Annotated in this window: 13 protein-coding genes; 5 read left to right on the forward strand and 8 right to left on the reverse strand. The window is 71.1% G+C overall.

Annotated elements, in window-relative coordinates; translation table 11 throughout:
- Positions 1–20: 20 nt before the first annotated feature.
- From ABT342_RS26700 to ABT342_RS26710, 3 genes are all read right to left on the reverse strand, one after another.
- Positions 21–704: an outer membrane protein assembly factor BamD gene (locus ABT342_RS26700; RefSeq protein WP_351578904.1), complete on the reverse strand. Its 684-nt coding sequence runs from the start codon at positions 702–704 to the stop codon at positions 21–23.
- An 11-nt stretch (positions 705–715) separates the two neighbouring features.
- Positions 716–1387: a hypothetical protein gene (locus ABT342_RS26705; RefSeq protein WP_351578907.1), complete on the reverse strand. Its 672-nt coding sequence runs from the start codon at positions 1385–1387 to the stop codon at positions 716–718.
- A gap of 135 nt (positions 1388–1522) precedes the next feature.
- On the reverse strand, positions 1523–3073 hold the full coding sequence (locus ABT342_RS26710; protein ID WP_351578910.1) for an MFS transporter: 1551 nt from the start codon (positions 3071–3073) through the stop codon (positions 1523–1525).
- Positions 3074–3439: 366 nt separating this feature from the next.
- Here ABT342_RS26710 and ABT342_RS26715 point away from each other — a divergent pair, with 366 nt between their 5' ends.
- Positions 3440–4228: an ABC transporter ATP-binding protein gene (locus ABT342_RS26715; protein ID WP_351578912.1), complete on the forward strand. Its 789-nt coding sequence runs from the start codon at positions 3440–3442 to the stop codon at positions 4226–4228.
- Positions 4225–6798 carry an ABC transporter permease gene (locus ABT342_RS26720; RefSeq protein ID WP_351578915.1) on the forward strand — a complete coding sequence of 858 codons (2574 nt, stop codon included), beginning with the start codon at positions 4225–4227 and terminating at the stop codon, positions 6796–6798. Before ABT342_RS26715 ends, ABT342_RS26720 begins: the two co-directional genes overlap by 4 nt.
- Before the next feature lie 72 nt (positions 6799–6870).
- Here the strand turns inward: ABT342_RS26720 and ABT342_RS26725 are convergent, their stop codons facing one another.
- From ABT342_RS26725 to ABT342_RS26735, 3 genes are all read right to left on the reverse strand, one after another.
- A complete protein-coding gene (locus ABT342_RS26725) occupies positions 6871–8289 on the reverse strand; it encodes a DUF2079 domain-containing protein (protein WP_351579052.1) in 1419 nt (472 codons plus the stop codon).
- Between the two features lie 70 nt (positions 8290–8359).
- Entirely contained in the window at positions 8360–8905 is a 546-nt protein-coding gene (locus ABT342_RS26730) for a hypothetical protein (RefSeq protein ID WP_351578918.1), read from the reverse strand.
- A complete protein-coding gene (locus ABT342_RS26735; protein WP_351578921.1) occupies positions 8898–9410 on the reverse strand; it encodes a SigE family RNA polymerase sigma factor in 513 nt (170 codons plus the stop codon). Before ABT342_RS26735 ends, ABT342_RS26730 begins: the two co-directional genes overlap by 8 nt.
- 204 nt (positions 9411–9614) lie before the next feature.
- On the opposite strand from ABT342_RS26735, the gene mfd reads away from it, so the two are divergent.
- From mfd to ABT342_RS26750, 3 genes are all read left to right on the forward strand, one after another.
- Positions 9615–13145, forward strand: coding sequence for a transcription-repair coupling factor (gene mfd / locus ABT342_RS26740; RefSeq protein WP_351578924.1), 3531 nt, complete (start codon positions 9615–9617; stop codon positions 13143–13145).
- A gap of 12 nt (positions 13146–13157) precedes the next feature.
- On the forward strand, positions 13158–14264 hold the full coding sequence (locus tag ABT342_RS26745) for an NAD(P)-dependent oxidoreductase (protein ID WP_351578927.1): 1107 nt from the start codon (positions 13158–13160) through the stop codon (positions 14262–14264).
- Positions 14265–14402: 138 nt separating this feature from the next.
- The gene (locus ABT342_RS26750) at positions 14403–15167 is read left to right on the forward strand and encodes an HNH endonuclease family protein (protein WP_351578930.1); all 765 of its coding nucleotides are present in this window, start codon (positions 14403–14405) and stop codon (positions 15165–15167) included.
- 13 nt (positions 15168–15180) lie between these two features.
- Here ABT342_RS26750 and ABT342_RS26755 read toward each other — a convergent pair whose 3' ends face one another.
- Complete coding sequence (locus tag ABT342_RS26755; protein ID WP_351578933.1) at positions 15181–15978, reverse strand: alpha/beta fold hydrolase; 798 nt, start codon at positions 15976–15978, stop codon at positions 15181–15183.
- Positions 15979–16333: 355 nt separating this feature from the next.
- The gene (locus tag ABT342_RS26760) at positions 16334–17239 is read right to left on the reverse strand and encodes a hypothetical protein (protein ID WP_351578936.1); all 906 of its coding nucleotides are present in this window, start codon (positions 17237–17239) and stop codon (positions 16334–16336) included.
- Positions 17240–17298: the final 59 nt, after the last annotated feature.

Consider the following 17298-nt stretch of genomic DNA (forward strand, 5'->3'; position numbering starts at 1 on the left):
CCGTCACCGCACGCGCGGCGCTACTTCACGGAGGCGGGGGGCTCGGCCGGGACGACCGGCTTGTTCTCACAGCCGAAGTTGTCCGCCATGACCTTGGCGGACTGCAGCAGGTGGGTGTAGTGGACCCGGAGGCTGGTCTCGCCGGTGAGTGTGTCGGTCATGGTCCCCTCGATCGGGATCTCGTTCGCCTGCTGTGCGGGCGTACCGGGGATCTTGCATGTGACGTACACGCGGTAGAGGGTGGTCGACCTGTCCCAGTCCTTCCCGAGCACGAGCTTGACATCGGAGTTCACCGGTGTCTCGATGGTCTTCTCGCCGCTTCTGGAAGTCTCATCGAAATCAGTGTCGAAGGGGAAGAAGGAGGGTCCGACCCGGATTTCGAGCTCCTTTTGGGGGTTCGTGGCGCCGGTCCTCGACCGGCACACAGTGGCCTTCCGGAACATGGGGTACTTGCTGGCCTCCGGGTACTCGTTCTCCACCTGCCTATAGAACAGCGCACGTGCGCTCTTCAGGTCCTCCTTCACCTTCAGGCGTGCTTTGCCGCCCGTGCGGTCTTCGAGCCAGTTCAGCCCTGACTCGCCCAGGAGTTCCTTGCAGGTGGAGTCGTCGGGGGTGGCCTCTTCGTCCGCGTTCTTGTCAGTGGTGCAGGCGGAGGCGCTCAGGAGTATGGCGGTCAGAGTCGCTAGCGTGGCAAACCTTCTCATGGCCACCAGCCTCAGCCGGCGTCACTGGTGTCGCTGAGCTTGCCGCCGTTGTTGTATGCGCTCTCGGTGGCGGCACGCCAAGTTCTGAATTCCGTCGCTGTCATCCCCTGTGCTTCTTTGTAGTTGATGAGGGGGATCATCGCGTTGTTTGTTCCGTCTTCCCTGGCCTTGGCGATGCCCGTGAGGGCCTCGTCGCGGTTGTCGAGCTCGTTGTCTTTGATCCACTGGAGTGTGTTTGCGGCGACCGCGGCGTTGGCGGCGCCGCCGACCGTCTCGATGGCGATGGGGACGGCTATCAGCGCTGCTCCGCCGGTGGGGACGATCATGGCAGTCGCCACGCCGATGCCGATGCCAGCGCCGGTCACGGCCCCGGCCGCGAACTTGCGCCACTCACCCTGCTTTTCGAGCTCCAGTTTCCGCTGGTCCTTGTCGTCGGCGAACTCCTTGCCGATGGCCTCGACGCGCGTCTCATCGAGAAGATCCTGTAATTCCTGGTCCCGCAGCGAGCGCGCCATGTCGCCCAGTGCGCCCAGTACATCGTCGTGGACGACCAGATCCCCGCTTCCGCCGCCCGGGCCGCTCGACGGCTTGTCCTCGGCCGGAAGCTGGTTCAGCCGCATCCGGTCCGTCTCGGACCGATTCGCGGCCGCGGTCTTGGCCTGCTCCCACTCGTCCCATGCCATCGAGTTGACTTCCCCCGTCGTCGTCCGTGCTGTGTGAGGTGTCGCGCGCCGCTTTCACCGTAGTCGTTGGGGGGGCGTGCGCATGACGGATTGTGACGGATTATGACTGGTGAGTGACCGAAACTTACGAAGGTCTCACAGGCCGCGCTCGGCCGGCTCCTCGTCCCGTGCGGGTTCCTGGAGTTCCTGGATCACGGGGAACCTCCGTGGCGCGAGGAACACCAGCACCAGCAGCGCGAGCCCCGCCGCCCCCGCCGCCCCGACGTACACGTAGTCCACCGCTTCCGCGACGGCCCGCCGCAGGTGCTCGGCGGGGGCGGAGCCGAGGGTGTGGGCGACGGCGTCCAGATTGCCGGAGCCGCCGAGCCGGGCGGCGAGCACCCCGTTGGCGAGCGCGCCGAAGAGCGCCGCGCCGAGGCTCTGGCCGACCTGGCGGCAGAACAGGACGGACGAGGTGGTGGTGCCGCGTTCGGACCAGGGGACGGTCGACTGGACGCCGACGATCAGCGGGAGCTGGAAGAACCCGAGTGCCGCCCCGAGCAGCAGCATGATCAGCGCCGGCTGCCAGGGCTCGCCGGGGTAGGGGAGCAGCAGCGGGAACGCGAGCAGGACCAGCATGGCCGCGGTGATGCCGATGATCGCGGTCTGCCGGAAGCCGATGCGGTTGTAGACGCGGTTGGAGAACGCCGCGCTCACCGGCCAGCTCAGGGTCATCGCGGACATCACGAATCCGGCGGCGATCGGCCCGAGCCCGAGGACCGACTGGGCGTACGTCGGCAGGAAGACGGTCGGCGCGACCATCAGCAGCCCGAGCGCGCCGAGCGCCAGGTTCACCGCCGCGATGGTGCGGCGGCGCCATATCCAGCCCGGGATGATCGGCTCGGCGGCCCGCCGCTCGATGAACACGGTCAGGGCCGCGCCCGCCGCGCTGCCCGCGAAGAGCCCGAGCGAGGGGGCGGAGAGCCAGGGCCAGGCCACGCCGCCTTGGACGAGGGCGGTGAGCAGCAGGGTGCCGGTGAGGAAGATGGCGAGCGCGCCGGACCAGTCGATACGGGGCCGGGGGCCCCGTTCGCGTACCGGCTCTACCAGATGGCGGGCGACCAGCCACAGCGCGAGGGCGCCCAGCGGCAGGTTGATCAGGAAGATCCAGCGCCAGTCGGCGTACGCGGCGAGCAGCCCGCCGACCCCCGGGCCCGCGACCGCCGAGACCGCCCACACGGTGGAGAGCTTCGACTGGATCTTGGGGCGTTCCTTGAGGGGGTACAGGTCGGCGGCGATCGTCTGCACCGTGCCCTGGAGCGCGCCGCCGCCGAGGCCCTGGACGATACGGAAGGCGATCAGCGAGGCCATGTTCCAGGCGGAGGCGCACAGCAGCGAGCCGACGAGGAAGAGGATGATGCCCGCGATCAGGACCGGCTTGCGGCCGAAGGTGTCGGAGAGCTTCCCGTAGACGGGGAGGGTGATGGTGACGGCGAGCAGATAGCCGGAGAAGAGCCAGGAGAAGACCGAGAACCCGCCCAGGTCCCCGACGATCTGCGGGACGGCGGTCGAGACGACGGTGCTGTCGAGGGCGACCAGCGCCATGCCCGTCATCAGCGCGGCGACGACCGGGCCGCGGCGGCTGCCCGCCCCGGGTATGGCGGAGGTGGCCCCCGCCGCCGTGCCTGTATCGCTTCCCCCGCCCATGAAGATCCCTTCCCTATGCACCTATCTCCGTGCGCGACACCGTCTCACGCGCGGCTCGCGCGGCGCGAGGGTCGGTCCAAGGGGCGGTCCGTAGGGGGTCCGGCGGCCGAGTCCCCTAGGGGTTACTCCTTACTTCCGGCCGGGGAGGGCTCGTCCCGCTGGAGGACGAGAAGGACCAAGGCCCTTCCTTAACTTGGTCCTACAGCGCTCCACGGCGGCGGGGGTGGGGCTGGTCGGTGCGGCGAGGTGGGGAAAACCCCAGGTCGAAGACTGCGCCAGGCACCAGGGCGCCCGGACCGCACTCCCATCAGACTCGAAGCATCCCGACCCGATCTTCACCTCATCCACGGACATAGGAGACTTACGGTGACAACGGCTGTGACCATCCCCAGGCACGGGGGCACTGGAGGGCGTACGGCCGTAGCCGCGCGAGCGCGACAGGTCGTCAAGGCGTACGGCTCCGGCGAGACGCGCGTCGTCGCGCTCGACGACGTCGACGTGGACATCGCGCGAGGGCAGTTCACCGCGATCATGGGCCCGTCGGGCTCCGGCAAGTCCACGCTGATGCACTGCCTCGCCGGGCTCGACACCGTGACCTCGGGCGAGATCCACATCGACGACACCGAGATCACCAAGCTCAAGGACAAGAAGCTCACCCAGCTGCGCCGGGACCGGATCGGCTTCATCTTCCAGGCGTTCAACCTGCTGCCGACGCTCAACGCCCTCGAGAACATCACGCTGCCGATGGACATCGCCGGCCGTAAGCCGGACGCCGCCTGGCTGAACCAGGTGGTGGAGACGGTCGGGCTGGCGGACCGGCTGAAGCACCGGCCCACCCAGCTCTCCGGCGGCCAGCAGCAGCGCGTCGCCGTCGCCCGCGCCCTGGCCGCCCGGCCCGAGATCATCTTCGGTGACGAGCCGACCGGAAACCTGGACTCGCGCGCCGGTGCCGAGGTGCTGGGCTTCCTGCGCAGGTCCGTGGACGAACTGGCGCAGACGATCGTCATGGTCACCCATGACCCGGTGGCGGCCTCGTACGCCGACCGCGTCCTCTACCTCGCCGACGGCCGGATCGTCGACGAGATGTTCCACCCCACCGCCGACCAGGTCCTCGACCGCATGAAGGACTTCGACGCCCGGGGACGGACCTCGTGACCGTCCTCAAGACCTCCCTGCGCAACTTCCTCGCCCACAAGGGACGCATGGCGCTCTCCGCCGTCGCAGTCCTCCTCTCGGTGGCGTTCGTGTCCGGCACGCTCGTCTTCACCGACACCATGAACACCACCTTCGACAAGCTGTTCGCGCAGACCGCGGCCGATGTCACCGTCAGCCCGAAGAGCGCCGCGATGGACGATGAGATCCCGGGGACCGGCCGCCCCGAATCGCTGCCCGCGTCGCTCGTCCAGCGGGTGGAGCAGGCAGAAGGAGTGAAGTCCGCCGAGGGCTCCGTCGTCTCGCTGAGCGTGACCGTCGTCGACGCGCACAACAAGAACATGGGCTCCAGCAACGGCGCCCCGACGATCGCGGTCAACTGGACGCGGAGCGAGCTGCGTTCGATGGAGATCACCTCCGGGAACGCCCCGCGCGGCCCCACCGAGGTGATGGTCGACGCCGACACGGCCGACAAGCACGGGCTGAAGCTCGGCGACGAGCTGCGCACCATCGCCGTCACCGGCGACTTCACCGCGAAGATCTCCGGCATCGCCTCCTTCAAGGTCACCAACCCGGGCGCGGCCGTCGTCTACTTCGACACCGCCACCGCCCAGCGCCAGCTCCTGGGCAAGACCGACGCGTTCACGCACATCGCGGTCACCGCCGCCCCGGGCGTCAGCCACGAACAGCTGAAGAAGAACGTGGCGGCCGTCGCCACCGGCCCGTACAAGCTCCAGACCCAGCAGGAGGCGGCCGACGCGGGCCGCGAGGACGTCAGCGGCTTCCTCGACGTCATGAAGTACGCGATGCTCGGCTTCGCCGGGATCGCCGTCCTCGTCGGCATCTTCCTCATCGTCAACACCTTTTCGATGCTGGTCGCCCAGCGCACCCGCGAGATCGGCCTGATGCGGGCCATCGGTTCGAGCCGCAAGCAGGTCAACCGCTCGGTCCTCGTCGAGGCCCTGCTGCTGGGCGTCGTCGGCTCGCTCGCCGGTGTCGGCGCCGGTGTCGGCCTCGCGATCGGGCTGATGGAGCTCATGTCCGCCACGGGCATGAACCTGTCCACGGCCGACCTGACCGTGAAGTGGACGACCCCGGCCGTCGGGCTCGCCCTCGGCATCGTCGTCACCGTCCTCGCCGCGTACATACCGGCCCGCCGGGCCGGCAAGGTCTCCCCGATGGCCGCGCTGCGCGACGCCGGTACCCCGGCGGACGGCAGGGCCGGTCTCGTACGGGGCGTCCTCGGCGTACTCCTCACCGGCGCGGGCGGCGCGGCGCTTGTCGTCGCGGCCCGCGCCGACAAGGCGGCCGAGGGCTCCCTGTGGCTCGGCCTCGGCATAGTCCTCAGCCTCGTCGGCTTCATCGTCGTCGGCCCGCTCCTCGCGGGCGTTGTGGTCCGCGTCATCAGCGCGCTCGTCCTGCGGATGTTCGGCCCGGTCGGGCGGATGGCCGAGCGCAACGCGCTGCGCAACCCGCGCCGCACCGGTGCGACCGGCGCCGCCCTGATGATCGGCCTCGCACTCGTCGCCTGCCTGTCGGTGGTCGGCTCCTCGATGGTCGCCTCGGCGACCGACGAGCTCGACAAGTCGGTCGGCGCGGACTTCATCGTGCAGTCGCCCCAGGGCCTCGCGATCACGCCGAAGGCGCAAGCGGCGGTGGAGAAGGCGCCGGGCGTCGAGTACGTCACGGAATACCGGATCGTGCCCGTCGAACTGACCACCCCCGACGGGAAGACGGTGAAGAAGGTCCTGGCCGCCGCCGAACCGACGTACCCGCAGGACCTGCGGCGCGAGACGACCTCGGGCGAGCTGGCGGCGGCCTACGGCAAGGACGCCATGTCCGTCGGTGACGACTTCGCCAAGGAGTACGGCATCACGACCGGCGACACGCTCACCGTCGCGTTCCGTGGCGGCGAGACGGCGAAGCTGAAGGTCGCGGCGATCACCTCGGACGACACCAGTGTCGACAAGGGCGCGATGTACACCAACATCACGACCGCCGCGCGGTACCTGCCCGCCGAGCGGATGCCGAAGAGCCTGATCATGTTCGCGAAGGCGCGGGACGGCGAGGAGGCGGCGGCCTACGAGGCCCTCAAGAAGTCGCTCGCCGCGTACCCCCAGTACAAGGTGCTGGACCAGACCGACTTCAAGCAGGACCTGAAGGACCAGATCGGCCAGCTCCTGAACATCGTCTACGGTCTGCTCGCGCTCGCGATCATCGTCGCGGTGCTCGGCGTGGTGAACACCCTGGCCCTGTCGGTGGTCGAACGGACCCGTGAGATCGGCCTGATGCGCGCCATCGGCCTGTCGCGCAGGCAGCTGCGCCGGATGATCCGCCTGGAGTCCGTGGTCATCGCCCTCTTCGGCGCCCTGCTCGGCCTCGGCCTGGGCATGGGCTGGGGCACGGCGGCCCAGAAGCTGCTGGCCCTGGAGGGCCTCCAGGTGCTGGAGATTCCGTGGCCGACGATCCTCACGGTCTTCGTCGGCTCGGCCTTCGTGGGGCTGTTCGCGGCGCTGATACCGGCGTTCCGGGCGGGCCGGATGAACGTCCTGAACGCGATCGCGACGGAGTGACGGAGTAGGCGACGGAGTGGCGTTGAGCCGCTGCGTACGATGGTGGCTCCGGCCCGGTGGCGTCCTCCACGCTCACCGGGCCGGACCCGTTCCGCTCTCCGTCCGTCCGGTGTCCGTCCGTCCGCTGTCCGTCCGCTTCAGCAGTACGTGGCCGGCGGCGGCGCCCCTGAGCCCGTAACGGGCGGACGGATGGAGGTCGGCCGCGTACGCCTCGGGGTCCTCGACCCAGCCGGAGCTGATGTCGAGGGCGATGAAGTCCGGGGCGGGGTTGCGCGGGTCGCCGATCCAGAAGACCCGGCAGCGGGAGGTCAGCCGGCTGATCGGGCCGACGTTGGCCTCGACGGTCGCGTCGTCGGGTATGCGCTCCAGCAGCGCCTCGACCTCCGTCACCCGGTGGGTTTTGCGGTACGCCGCCGGGTCGCCGAGCGCCGCCAGTGGCAGGCTCGTGGTCAGGGCGAGCGCGGCCGCGGCGGCGCAGGCCGGTGCGTGATGCGCGTACGTACGCAGCCAGGGCCGCGGGCTGCGGCGGGCCGTGTCCACGGCGTCGGCGAGCGCGAGGAGCAGCACCGGCATGAGCACGGCGCTGTAGTGCCAGTCGGTGCCCCAGTAATGGTCGTCGGAGGAGAGGAACCGCCAGGCGAGGGTGGGCACCGCGACCAGCAGGAGCGGGGAGCGCAGCGCGAGCAGCCCGGTCGTGGGCAGCAACACCCAGACGAGGGTGCCCAGTTTGGTGCCGACGGCCGTGGTGAGCGGATTGCCGCCGCCACCGACCTTGGACCAGTAGTCGTACCCGCCCGTGGTGTTGAAGGCGGGGATCACGACCGTGAGGGTCAGCAGGGTGGCGAGGACACCGAACGCGCCCACCGCCATCGCGTACCGCACGGTCCTCGGCGAGGTGCGGCGCGCCCGCCACGCCACGGTCAGCGCGATCGCGGCGCACGTCAGCCCGAGGTCCTCCTTGACCAGCACCAGCGGCGCCGCCCACAGCAGGGCGGCCCGCCACCTGCGAGCGAGCAGCGCCTCCAGCGCGAACGCGATCAGCGGGACCGCGAAGGCGATCTCGTGGAAGTCGAAGTCGACGGCCCGCTGGACGCCCCACGACAGCCCGTACGCCACACCGACGGCGAGCCCGGCGCCCCGGCCCAGCAGGCGGGAGGCCGCCCGGGTCACCGGTATCGCGGAGAGCGCGAACAGCGCCGCCTGGGCGACGAGCAGGGTGACGGGCGTGGGGAACAGCCGGTAGGCGGGCGCGAGCAGCGCGGTCACCGGGCTGAAGTGGTCCCCGAGTATGTGCGTCCCCGGGCCCTTCAGATCGGCGACGGGGGCGGAAAGGTGGGCGTAGCCGCGGATGGCCTGCTCGAAGATCCCCAGGTCCCAGGAGAGCGTCTCCAGGCGGCGGAAGCGCAGGACGGAGACGGTTGCGTACGCGAGGAAGAGGAGGGCGGCGAGGGCGTACGGCCCGGCCCACTTCCGCTCGGGGTGGCGGGGCATCAGCGGGCGTGCCGGCCCGCTTCGGGGCGGGGCGGCGAGCACTTCTTGCACGGGCACCGTCCGGCGGGGGTCAGCGGGCGGCGCTCGGGCTGACCGAGGAGGCCGGGGAGGCCGGGGACCGGGTCGGTGTCGCGCTCGGTGTCACGCTCGGCGGCAGGCTCGGTGTCACGCTCGTTGCCCCGCTCGGTATCGCGGTCGGTGTCGCGGTCGACGGCGGGTACGACGTGGAGGGGGACGACGACGGGAACGACGGAATTCCCGACGGGGACGGGGACGGCGACGGGGACCCGCTGGGCAGGCCGTCCGAAGGCGCGGCGGGCGCCGCCGGCCCCGAGGGCCGGTCGGTGGCGGTCAGTCCGACGGCCGCGATCGTGGCCCCGCCCGCCAGCACGCACACCGCGCAGGCGGCGGCCGTCGCGAGCGTACGGGCCCGGCGCCGGGCGCCCAGGGCCGAGAGCCGGGCGGCCGGTGCGGGCAGCGCGCGGTTCCCGCCCGCCGAGGCGGCGCGCTTGAGCGCCTCGGCCAGCGCCTCGTCCCGCGCGGACCGCTCGTAGTCCGGCGCGGACCGCTCGTAGTCCGGCGCGGACCGCTCGTAGCGCTCGTAAGAGTCAGACACCGTGCTCCTCCGGAATGATCGAGTCCATCGAGTCGTCGAGATGGGGTGCGAGCGCGGCCCTCGCCCGCGACAGGTGCGATTTCACGGTTCCGGCGGCTATGCCGGTCTCGGTCGCCACCTGCTGCACGGACAGGTCGCACACGTAGTGCAGTACGGCCACCCGCCGCTGCCGTTCCGGCAGCCGCCGCAGCGCCGCGACCAGCGCCACGGCCCCCGCGTCCGGCTCCGGAGCGGCCGGAACCCGGCCCCCCTGATGGCGCCGCCAGGCCTCCGCCGCCCGGCCGCGCCGCCGCCAGCGGCTCACCGCGAGCCGCCAGGCGACCGTGCGTATCCAGGCCTCGGGCCCGGCGTCGCGCCGCAGCTTCGACCGCCGTCCCCAGGCCCGTACGAACGCCTCCTGGACGACGTCCTGCGCCTCATGGAGGTCGCCGGTCATCAGGTACACCTGCCCGACCAGCCGTTTCACGGAGTGCGCGTAGAACTCCTCGAACTCCTCGACGGTCACAAGCGGCTCCGCAATGGTGGTGGGTGGTGAGATCTCACGGGGTATACGCCCCGGGGCGGCCACCCGGTTTACCCGCGCACCGCAAAAGGTGCTGGGTTTACGCTGGAGACCCCCGGCCCCCGGCCCCGCCCCTGGTCTTCGACATGGGGGACCCCAGGCGCGTCGGGCTATTCGCGTTGCCCTCTCCCCGGATGGATGCCCTTCATGAGCTTGCACGGTCTTCTTGACGCCGTTGTCCGTGACCCGGCGCTCACCGAAGCGGTGAAGGCCGCCACCGACGGCCACCGGCCTCATGTCGACCTCGTCGGGCCGCCCGCCGCCCGGCCCTTCGCGATCGCCGCGCTGGCCCGCCAGGCCGGGCGGCCCGTGCTCGCGGTCACCGCGACCGGGCGGGAGGCCGAGGACCTCGCGGCGGCGCTGCGCTCGCTGCTGGACCCGGACACGGTCGTCGAGTACCCGTCGTGGGAGACCCTGCCGCACGAGCGGCTCTCGCCCCGCTCCGACACCGTGGGCCGGCGGCTCGCGGTGCTGCGCCGCCTCGCGCACCCCGCGCAGGACGACCCGACCGCCGGTCCGGTGTCGGTCGTCGTCGCGCCCGTACGCTCCGTGCTGCAGCCGCAGGTGAAGGGCCTCGGGGACCTGGAGCCGGTGTCGCTGCGCAGCGGCGGGAGCGCCGACCTGGAAGAGGTCGTGGAGGGGCTCGCGGCGGCCGCGTACTCACGGGTCGAGCTGGTCGAGAAGCGCGGCGAGTTCGCGGTGCGCGGCGGGATCCTGGACGTCTTCCCGCCGACCGAGGAGCATCCGCTCCGGGTGGAGTTCTGGGGCGACGACGTGGAGGAGATCCGTTACTTCAAGGTCGCCGACCAGCGCTCCCTGGAGGTCGCCGAGCACGGACTGTGGGCGCCGCCGTGCCGTGAGCTGCTGCTGACGGACGAGGTGCGCGAGCGGGCCGCCGCCCTCGCCGAGGCCCACCCCGAACTCGGCGAACTGCTCGGCAAGATCGCCGAGGGGATCGCGGTCGAGGGCATGGAGTCCCTCGCCCCGGTCCTCGTCGACGACATGGAACTGCTGCTGGACGTCCTGCCCGCCGGGTCCATGGCCGTGGTCTGCGACCCGGAGCGGGTCCGCACCCGGGCCGCCGATCTCGTCGCCACGTCGCAGGAGTTCCTGGCGGCCTCGTGGGCGGCCAGCGCCGGTGGCGGCGAGGCTCCGATCGACGTCGGCGCGGCCTCGCTGTGGGGCATCGCGGACGTCCGGGACCGGGCGCGCGAGCTCGGGATGATGTGGTGGTCGGTCTCGCCGTTCGCGGCGGACGAGGACCTTGATGCGGACACGCTGAAGCTCGGGATGCACGCGCCGGAGACGTACCGGGGCGATACGGCCAGAGCCCTCGCCGACACCAAGGGCTGGCTGGCGGACGGCTGGCGCACGGTGTTCGTCACCGAGGGCCACGGACCCGCGGCCCGCTACGTCGAGGTCCTCGGCGGCGAGGGCATCGCCGCCCGCCTCGACGCCGACCTGGGCGAGATCTCCCCGTCCGTCGTCCACGTCTCGACCGGCTCGATCGACTACGGCTTCATCGACCCCGGCCTCAGGATCGCGGTCCTCACCGAGACCGACCTCTCCGGCCAGAAGGCGGCCGGCAAGGACGGCGCCCGGATGCCGACCCGGCGCCGCAAGCAGATCGACCCGCTCACCCTCGAAGTCGGCGACTACATCGTCCACGAGCAGCACGGCGTCGGCCGATACATCGAGATGGTCCAGCGCACCGTCCAGGGCGCCACCCGCGAGTACCTGCTCGTCGAATACGCCCCCGCCAAGCGCGGCCAGCCCGGCGACCGGCTCTACATCCCGACCGACCAGCTGGAGCAGGTCACCAAGTACGTGGGCGGCGAGGCCCCCACCCTGCACCGGCTCGGCGGCGCGGACTGGACCAAGACCAAGGCACGGGCGAAGAAGGCGGTCAAGGAGATCGCCGCCGACCTGATCAAGCTCTACTCGGCCCGGATGGCGGCCCCCGGCCACGCCTTCGGCCCGGACACCCCCTGGCAGCGGGAGCTGGAGGACGCCTTCCCGTACGCCGAGACCCCCGACCAGCTGTCCACCATCGCCGAGGTGAAGGAGGACATGGAGAAGACGGTCCCCATGGACCGCCTGATCTGCGGCGACGTCGGTTACGGAAAGACGGAGATCGCGGTACGGGCCGCCTTCAAGGCGGTCCAGGACGGCAAGCAGGTCGCGGTCCTCGTCCCCACGACGCTCCTCGTGCAGCAGCACTTCGGCACGTTCTCCGAGCGCTACAGCCAGTTCCCGGTCAACACGCGCGCACTGTCCCGCTTCCAGTCGGACACGGACGCGAAGGCGACGCTGGAGGGGCTGCGGGACGGCTCGGTCGACATCGTCATCGGCACGCACCGGCTCTTCTCCTCCGAGACCAAGTTCAAGGACCTGGGCCTGGTCATCGTGGACGAGGAGCAGCGTTTCGGCGTCGAGCACAAGGAGCAGCTGAAGAAGCTCCGCGCCAACGTCGACGTACTGACCATGTCCGCGACCCCGATCCCCCGGACCCTGGAGATGGCGGTCACCGGCATCCGCGAGATGTCGACGATCACCACCCCGCCGGAGGAGCGGCACCCGGTCCTCACCTTCGTCGGCCCGTACGAGGAGAAGCAGATCGGCGCGGCGATCCGCCGCGAGCTGCTGCGCGAGGGCCAGGTCTTCTACATCCACAACCGCGTCGAGTCCATCGACCGGGCGGCGGCCCGCCTGCGCGACATCGTGCCGGAGGCCCGGATCGCGACCGCCCACGGCCAGATGGGCGAGAGCGCGCTGGAGCAGGTCGTGGTCGACTTCTGGGAGAAGAAGTTCGACGTCCTCGTCTCGACCACGATCGTCGAGTCCGGCATCGACATCTCGAACGCCAACACCCTCATCGTCGAGCGCGGCGACAACTTCGGCCTCAGCCAGCTGCACCAGCTGCGCGGCCGGGTCGGGCGCGGCCGGGAGCGGGGCTACGCCTACTTCCTCTACCCGCCCGAGAAGCCGCTCACCGAGACCGCCCACGAGCGGCTCGCGACCATCGCCCAGCACACCGAGATGGGCGCGGGCATGTACGTCGCGATGAAGGACCTCGAAATCCGCGGCGCCGGCAATCTGCTGGGCGGCGAACAGTCCGGCCACATCGCGGGCGTCGGCTTCGACCTGTACGTCCGCATGGTCGGCGAGGCCGTCGCCGACTACCGCGCCTCGCTGGAGGGCGGCGTCGAGGAGGAGCCCCCGCTCGAGGTGAAGATCGAGCTCCCGGTCGACGCCCACGTCCCGCACGACTACGCCCCGGGCGAGCGCCTGCGCCTCCAGGCGTACCGGGCGATCGCCTCCGCCAACACGGAGGAGGACATCAAGGCGGTCCGCGAGGAGCTCACCGACCGCTACGGCAAGCTCCCCGAGCCCGTCGAGAACCTCCTCCTCGTCGCCGGCCTGCGCATGCTGGCCCGCGCCTGCGGCGTCGCCGAGATCGTCCTCCAGGGTCCGAACATCCGCTTCGCTCCCGTGGAGTTGCGGGAGTCGCAGGAGCTGCGGCTGAAGCGCCTGTACCCGCGTACGGTCATCAAGCCGGCGGTCCACCAGGTCCTCGTGCCGCGCCCGACGACGGGGAAGATCGGCGGGAAGCCGGTGGTGGGGCGGGAACTGCTGGCGTGGACCGGGGAGTTCCTGACGACGATCCTGGGCTCGTAGGGCGGCGTCTCGGTGACCGAGGGGGGAAACGGGACGGAGCGGGGCCGGGTCCTGCTGCTGGACGTGGCTCCCGGCGAGCTGCTCGGCCGGGAGCTGGAGCGGCTGCTCGGCCATGGGCTGGCGCTCACGCTGAATCTCCGGCGGGTGGCCGATCCCGCCGGGGCGCGGGCCGCCTGGGCGGGCCGGGTGGACTTCACCGACTTCGATCCCTTCGACGAGTCGGCGCTGATCGCCGAGACCGTCCGGGACGGGCGCGGCTACCACGCGGTCAAGTCCCGGGCCGGGGTGCCGCTGCGCGCCGCGTTCTTCACGGCGGCGACCGACCCCCGGCTGGCCAACCGGCTCCGGGTCGTCGGCCGGGCCGGGGCGGGCACCGATCACGTCGAGCAGGCCGCCGCCGTTCGGCACGGTGTCGCCGTCACCCACACCCCGGGGTCCAACGCGGTCGCGGTCGCCGAGTTCGCCCTGGCCCAACTGCTCGCCCTGACCCGGGACCTCCCCGCGCACAACGCGACCGCGCACAACGGCGACTGGCGCGCACCGGCCGCACCGGCGCGGGCGCTGTCGGAGCTGACCCTGGGCATCGCCGGGCTCGGCCGCATCGGCCGGGCACTGGCCGAGCGGGCGACCGCGCTGGGCATGAACGTCCAGGCCCTCTCGCGCCGCCCGGCCGAGGCCTCGGCGCGGTCTCTGCCCGTACTGCTGGCGACCAGCGACGTGGTCTCCCTGCACCTGCCCCTCACCGCGCACACCCGGGGGATGATCGGCCGTGCGGAGCTGGCCCTCATGCGCCCGGGGGCGATCCTGCTGAACACCGCCCGGGGCGGCATCGTGGACGAACAGGCCCTGGCCGACGCGCTCCGCGACCCCGCGCACCCGCTGGCGGCCGCCGCCGTCGACACCTTCGAGCACGAGCACGCCGCCTTCTCCTCACCGCTCTTCGGCCTGCCGAACGCCCTGCTCACCCCGCACGTCGCCGGGATGACCCGCAGCGCCATGGCCACGGCGGCCCTCCACTGCGCCGACCACATCGCGGCCCTGCTCGCCGGCCGTCCGGACGGCGTACCGGTGGCGATCCCGCTGCGGCGCGCCGAGGGGAGTGGGGAGCCGGGTCCTTAAGGTCCTTGGGTGCCCTGAGAGATGTGGCGAGCCGGGTCCTCAAGATCCTGTGGTGCCCTGGGAGGCGTGGCGAGCCGGGTCCTCAAGATCCTGTGGTGCCCTGGGAGGCGTGGCGAGCCAGGTCCTTAAGATCCTGGGGTGCCTGCCTCGATACGTACGTCCTCACGCCGCGCCGCCGCCGTTCTCGCGGCAGCCACCGTCCTCCTGACCGGCTGCACGGCCGGCGACGGGAACGGCGCCCCGGGCGCCCCGGGCGGCCCGGCCACCGGACAGGGTGTCAGCCCGCTGACGAACCCGGACGGTACGAAGCCGGGCCTCGCGCCCATAGCGTCCGAGGCGGACGAGGCGACGGCCAGGGAACTCATCGGCAGGACCCGGGTCAAGGGCCGCGGTCCGAAGACCGGTTACGCCCGGCGCGAGTTCGGCTACGCGTGGATGGACACGGCCGACGGGGTGCCGCTCGCGAGGAACGGTTGTGACACGCGGAACGACTTGCTGAGACTCCATGGCCAGAACGTCCGGTTCCGTGCCGGCTCCGACTGCGTGGTCGTCTCGATGGAGCTGTACGACCCGTACACCGGCAAGGACATCTCCTGGAAGAAGGCGAAGGCCACCGAGGTGCAGATCGACCACGTGGTGCCGTTGTCGTACGCCTGGCAGCTGGGAGCGGCTCGCTGGAGCGAGGAGAAGCGGCGGCGGCTGGCCAACGACGTGCTGAACCTGTTGCCGGTCTCGGGTCCCACGAACTCCGCGAAGCGGGACTCCGGTCCGGCGTCCTGGCTGCCGCCGAACAGGGCGATCCGGTGCGCCTACGTGGTGCGGTTCGCGCAAGTGGCGGAGAAGTACGAGCTCCCGGTGACGGCCCCGGACAAGAGGACGATGCTGGCCCAGTGCGGCGGCTGACCGTGGTATCGCGCTACCGCGCTGCTTGCCCAGCGGCCCGCCGGGAGCAATCGGGGTCGGGCAGAAAGCTCTGGACAGCATCGGCGAACCGGGCCGGAGCGTCGTGGTGAACGACATGGCCGGCGGGCAGTTCGACAAGGTGCGCCTGGCCGGCGCGACGGTTGATCATTTCGCGAGCGTGAGAGGCTGTCAGCTCATCGCTGTCCGTCCCGCGGATCAGAAGAGTGGGACAAGCCACGGCCGTCCAGTCCTGCCAGTGGTCACCGTTGAGCGCCTTCTGGGACGCCACCGTGTCCTCGGCGTCGAACGAGAACCCCCAGCCGTCCGCCGACCGGCGGACGGCGCATTCCAGGTAGGGAGCGGCCGGGCCCAGCGCGGCCGCCAGCTCCTGCCGTGAAGGCGCGTGCCTGGGCAGGCGCAGGGTGAACCGCCAGTCGCAGTCCACGACCGCACCGATGTCCTCGACGATCAGCGCACAGATCTGATCGGGCTGCCGGGCGGCGTACTGGTAGGCGTTCACTCCGCCCAGGGAGTGTCCCAGCAGCGCCACCGGCCCGATACCCAGATGGCGGTGGAAGGCGGCGACATCGGAGACGTAGTCGTCCCGTTCGTAACGCGGAGCACGATCGGACTCGCCGTGCCCGCGCTGATCGAGCGCGATCACCCGCCACCGTGGCGACAGCGCCTCGGCCAGCGGCGCGAACGCCGACGCCTCGTTGTAGTGCCCGTGCAGGGCCAGAAGCGGAGCGCCCGGACCGCCGAAGTCCAGGTACGACAGTCTTCGCCCGTCCACCATGAAGAACTCACGCATGGCGCAGATGCTACGCAGGAGCACTGACGTTCCACCGGCTGCCCGGACCGTACGAGAGCAGCCGGTCCCGGGGCATCAGCGATCTGGGACTGCCCGCACCGCCTTGCCGAACTGCGACGGCGACTGCTCGCCTGCGCGGACGCCCCAGGTGGGCGACGAGGTGTCCTACCGCGGGAACCGAAGGGCGCTCCTCACGGACATCCGTGGTGGGGTGCCCATCCTGCGCGCCCCTGGTTTCGCAGAGTTTCCCGCACCGGACCCCGAAGAGCTGCGGGTGACGAAGCCCCGTGCCCGGCGCGCGGCAGACGGTGACTGTGAGCCGTTGCCGGGCGGCCGTACACGAGGCCGCAGCACCTCACAGGACGCCCGCCAGCGGCTCGACCGTCTCACGGTGCCCCAGGTACTGCGTCGCCGCGTGGGGATCGATGTTGGAGTTCTTCACCAGCACGGTGGGCTCCAGCACGTCCTCCGTCTCGGGGAAGAGCTTCTTCAGCTTGAGCGCGGAGACGATGAAGTCGTCGCGGTCGGCGACGTTCACCCAGCGCTTCACCTGGTCCGGGCTGCGCAGCGGCAGCGGACGCAGCCGCTTGTGGATGATCGACCGCATCCCCAGCGGTGAGCCGAACGTGAGGAGCAGCGGCAGCGGCTGGTCGAGCCGGTGCAGGGCCTCGTAGGCGACCACCGTGCCCAGCGAGTGGGCGACCACGGCCTTGGTGTCCGGTGTCACCTGGGACAGCACGGACTCGATCGCCCGCTCGCGCACCGTCTCGTCGTCCAGGTACGCGGCCACCTGGCCGAGGTAGAAGATCCCGAACCGGCTGAGCGTGGCGAAGCCGGAGCGGGAGACGGGCCCGAGCCGTCCCATCATGGAGATGACCAGGCGCACCGGCTCGAACGGGCCCTGCTCGGGGCCCACTTCGGCGCGCAGCCAGTCCAGCTCGCGGGCGGCCTCGTCGCGATCCGCCGGATCGGAGGCGTTCCGGCTGATGTTGTCCATGATGTCCTCGCCCGTCATCTCGGCGACGAGGGCCATCTCCTCGGGGAACGGGACGTCCAGGTCGTCCTTCGGCGCGTAGCGCGCGAAGAGGTCGCGGTAGTACGCCATCGCGACGGACGTCCCGCCCGTCTCCAGCCGGTCGGCGTGCCCGCCGTGGCCGTGCGCGCGCAGGGTGCGTACGAGCGCGGCGGTCCAGTCCGTCCTGAGTTCCTCCTCGGTCTGCCCCTGGGGACCGATCCCATGCACCAGTACGACCTCGGCCACTGCGTCCCGCCTCTCCTGTGGGTGTTCGTCAAATTGTCGGCGAAGGGCGCGAGTTGGAG

It is taken from the genome of Streptomyces sp. NPDC000410 (assembly GCF_040300305.1).
Lineage (GTDB): Bacteria > Actinomycetota > Actinomycetes > Streptomycetales > Streptomycetaceae > Streptomyces.

Coding starts and splice junctions, on each gene's coding strand:
- ABT342_RS26700 (WP_351578904.1), bottom strand. CDS start 704: ATGAGAAGGTTTGCCACGCTAGCGACTCTGACCGCCATACTCCTGAGC.
- ABT342_RS26705 (WP_351578907.1), bottom strand. CDS start 1,387: ATGGCATGGGACGAGTGGGAGCAGGCCAAGACCGCGGCCGCGAATCGG.
- ABT342_RS26710 (WP_351578910.1), bottom strand. CDS start 3,073: ATGGGCGGGGGAAGCGATACAGGCACGGCGGCGGGGGCCACCTCCGCC.
- ABT342_RS26725 (WP_351579052.1), bottom strand. CDS start 8,289: ATGCCCCGCCACCCCGAGCGGAAGTGGGCCGGGCCGTACGCCCTCGCC.
- mfd (WP_351578924.1), top strand. CDS start 9,615: ATGAGCTTGCACGGTCTTCTTGACGCCGTTGTCCGTGACCCGGCGCTC.
- ABT342_RS26755 (WP_351578933.1), bottom strand. CDS start 15,978: ATGCGTGAGTTCTTCATGGTGGACGGGCGAAGACTGTCGTACCTGGAC.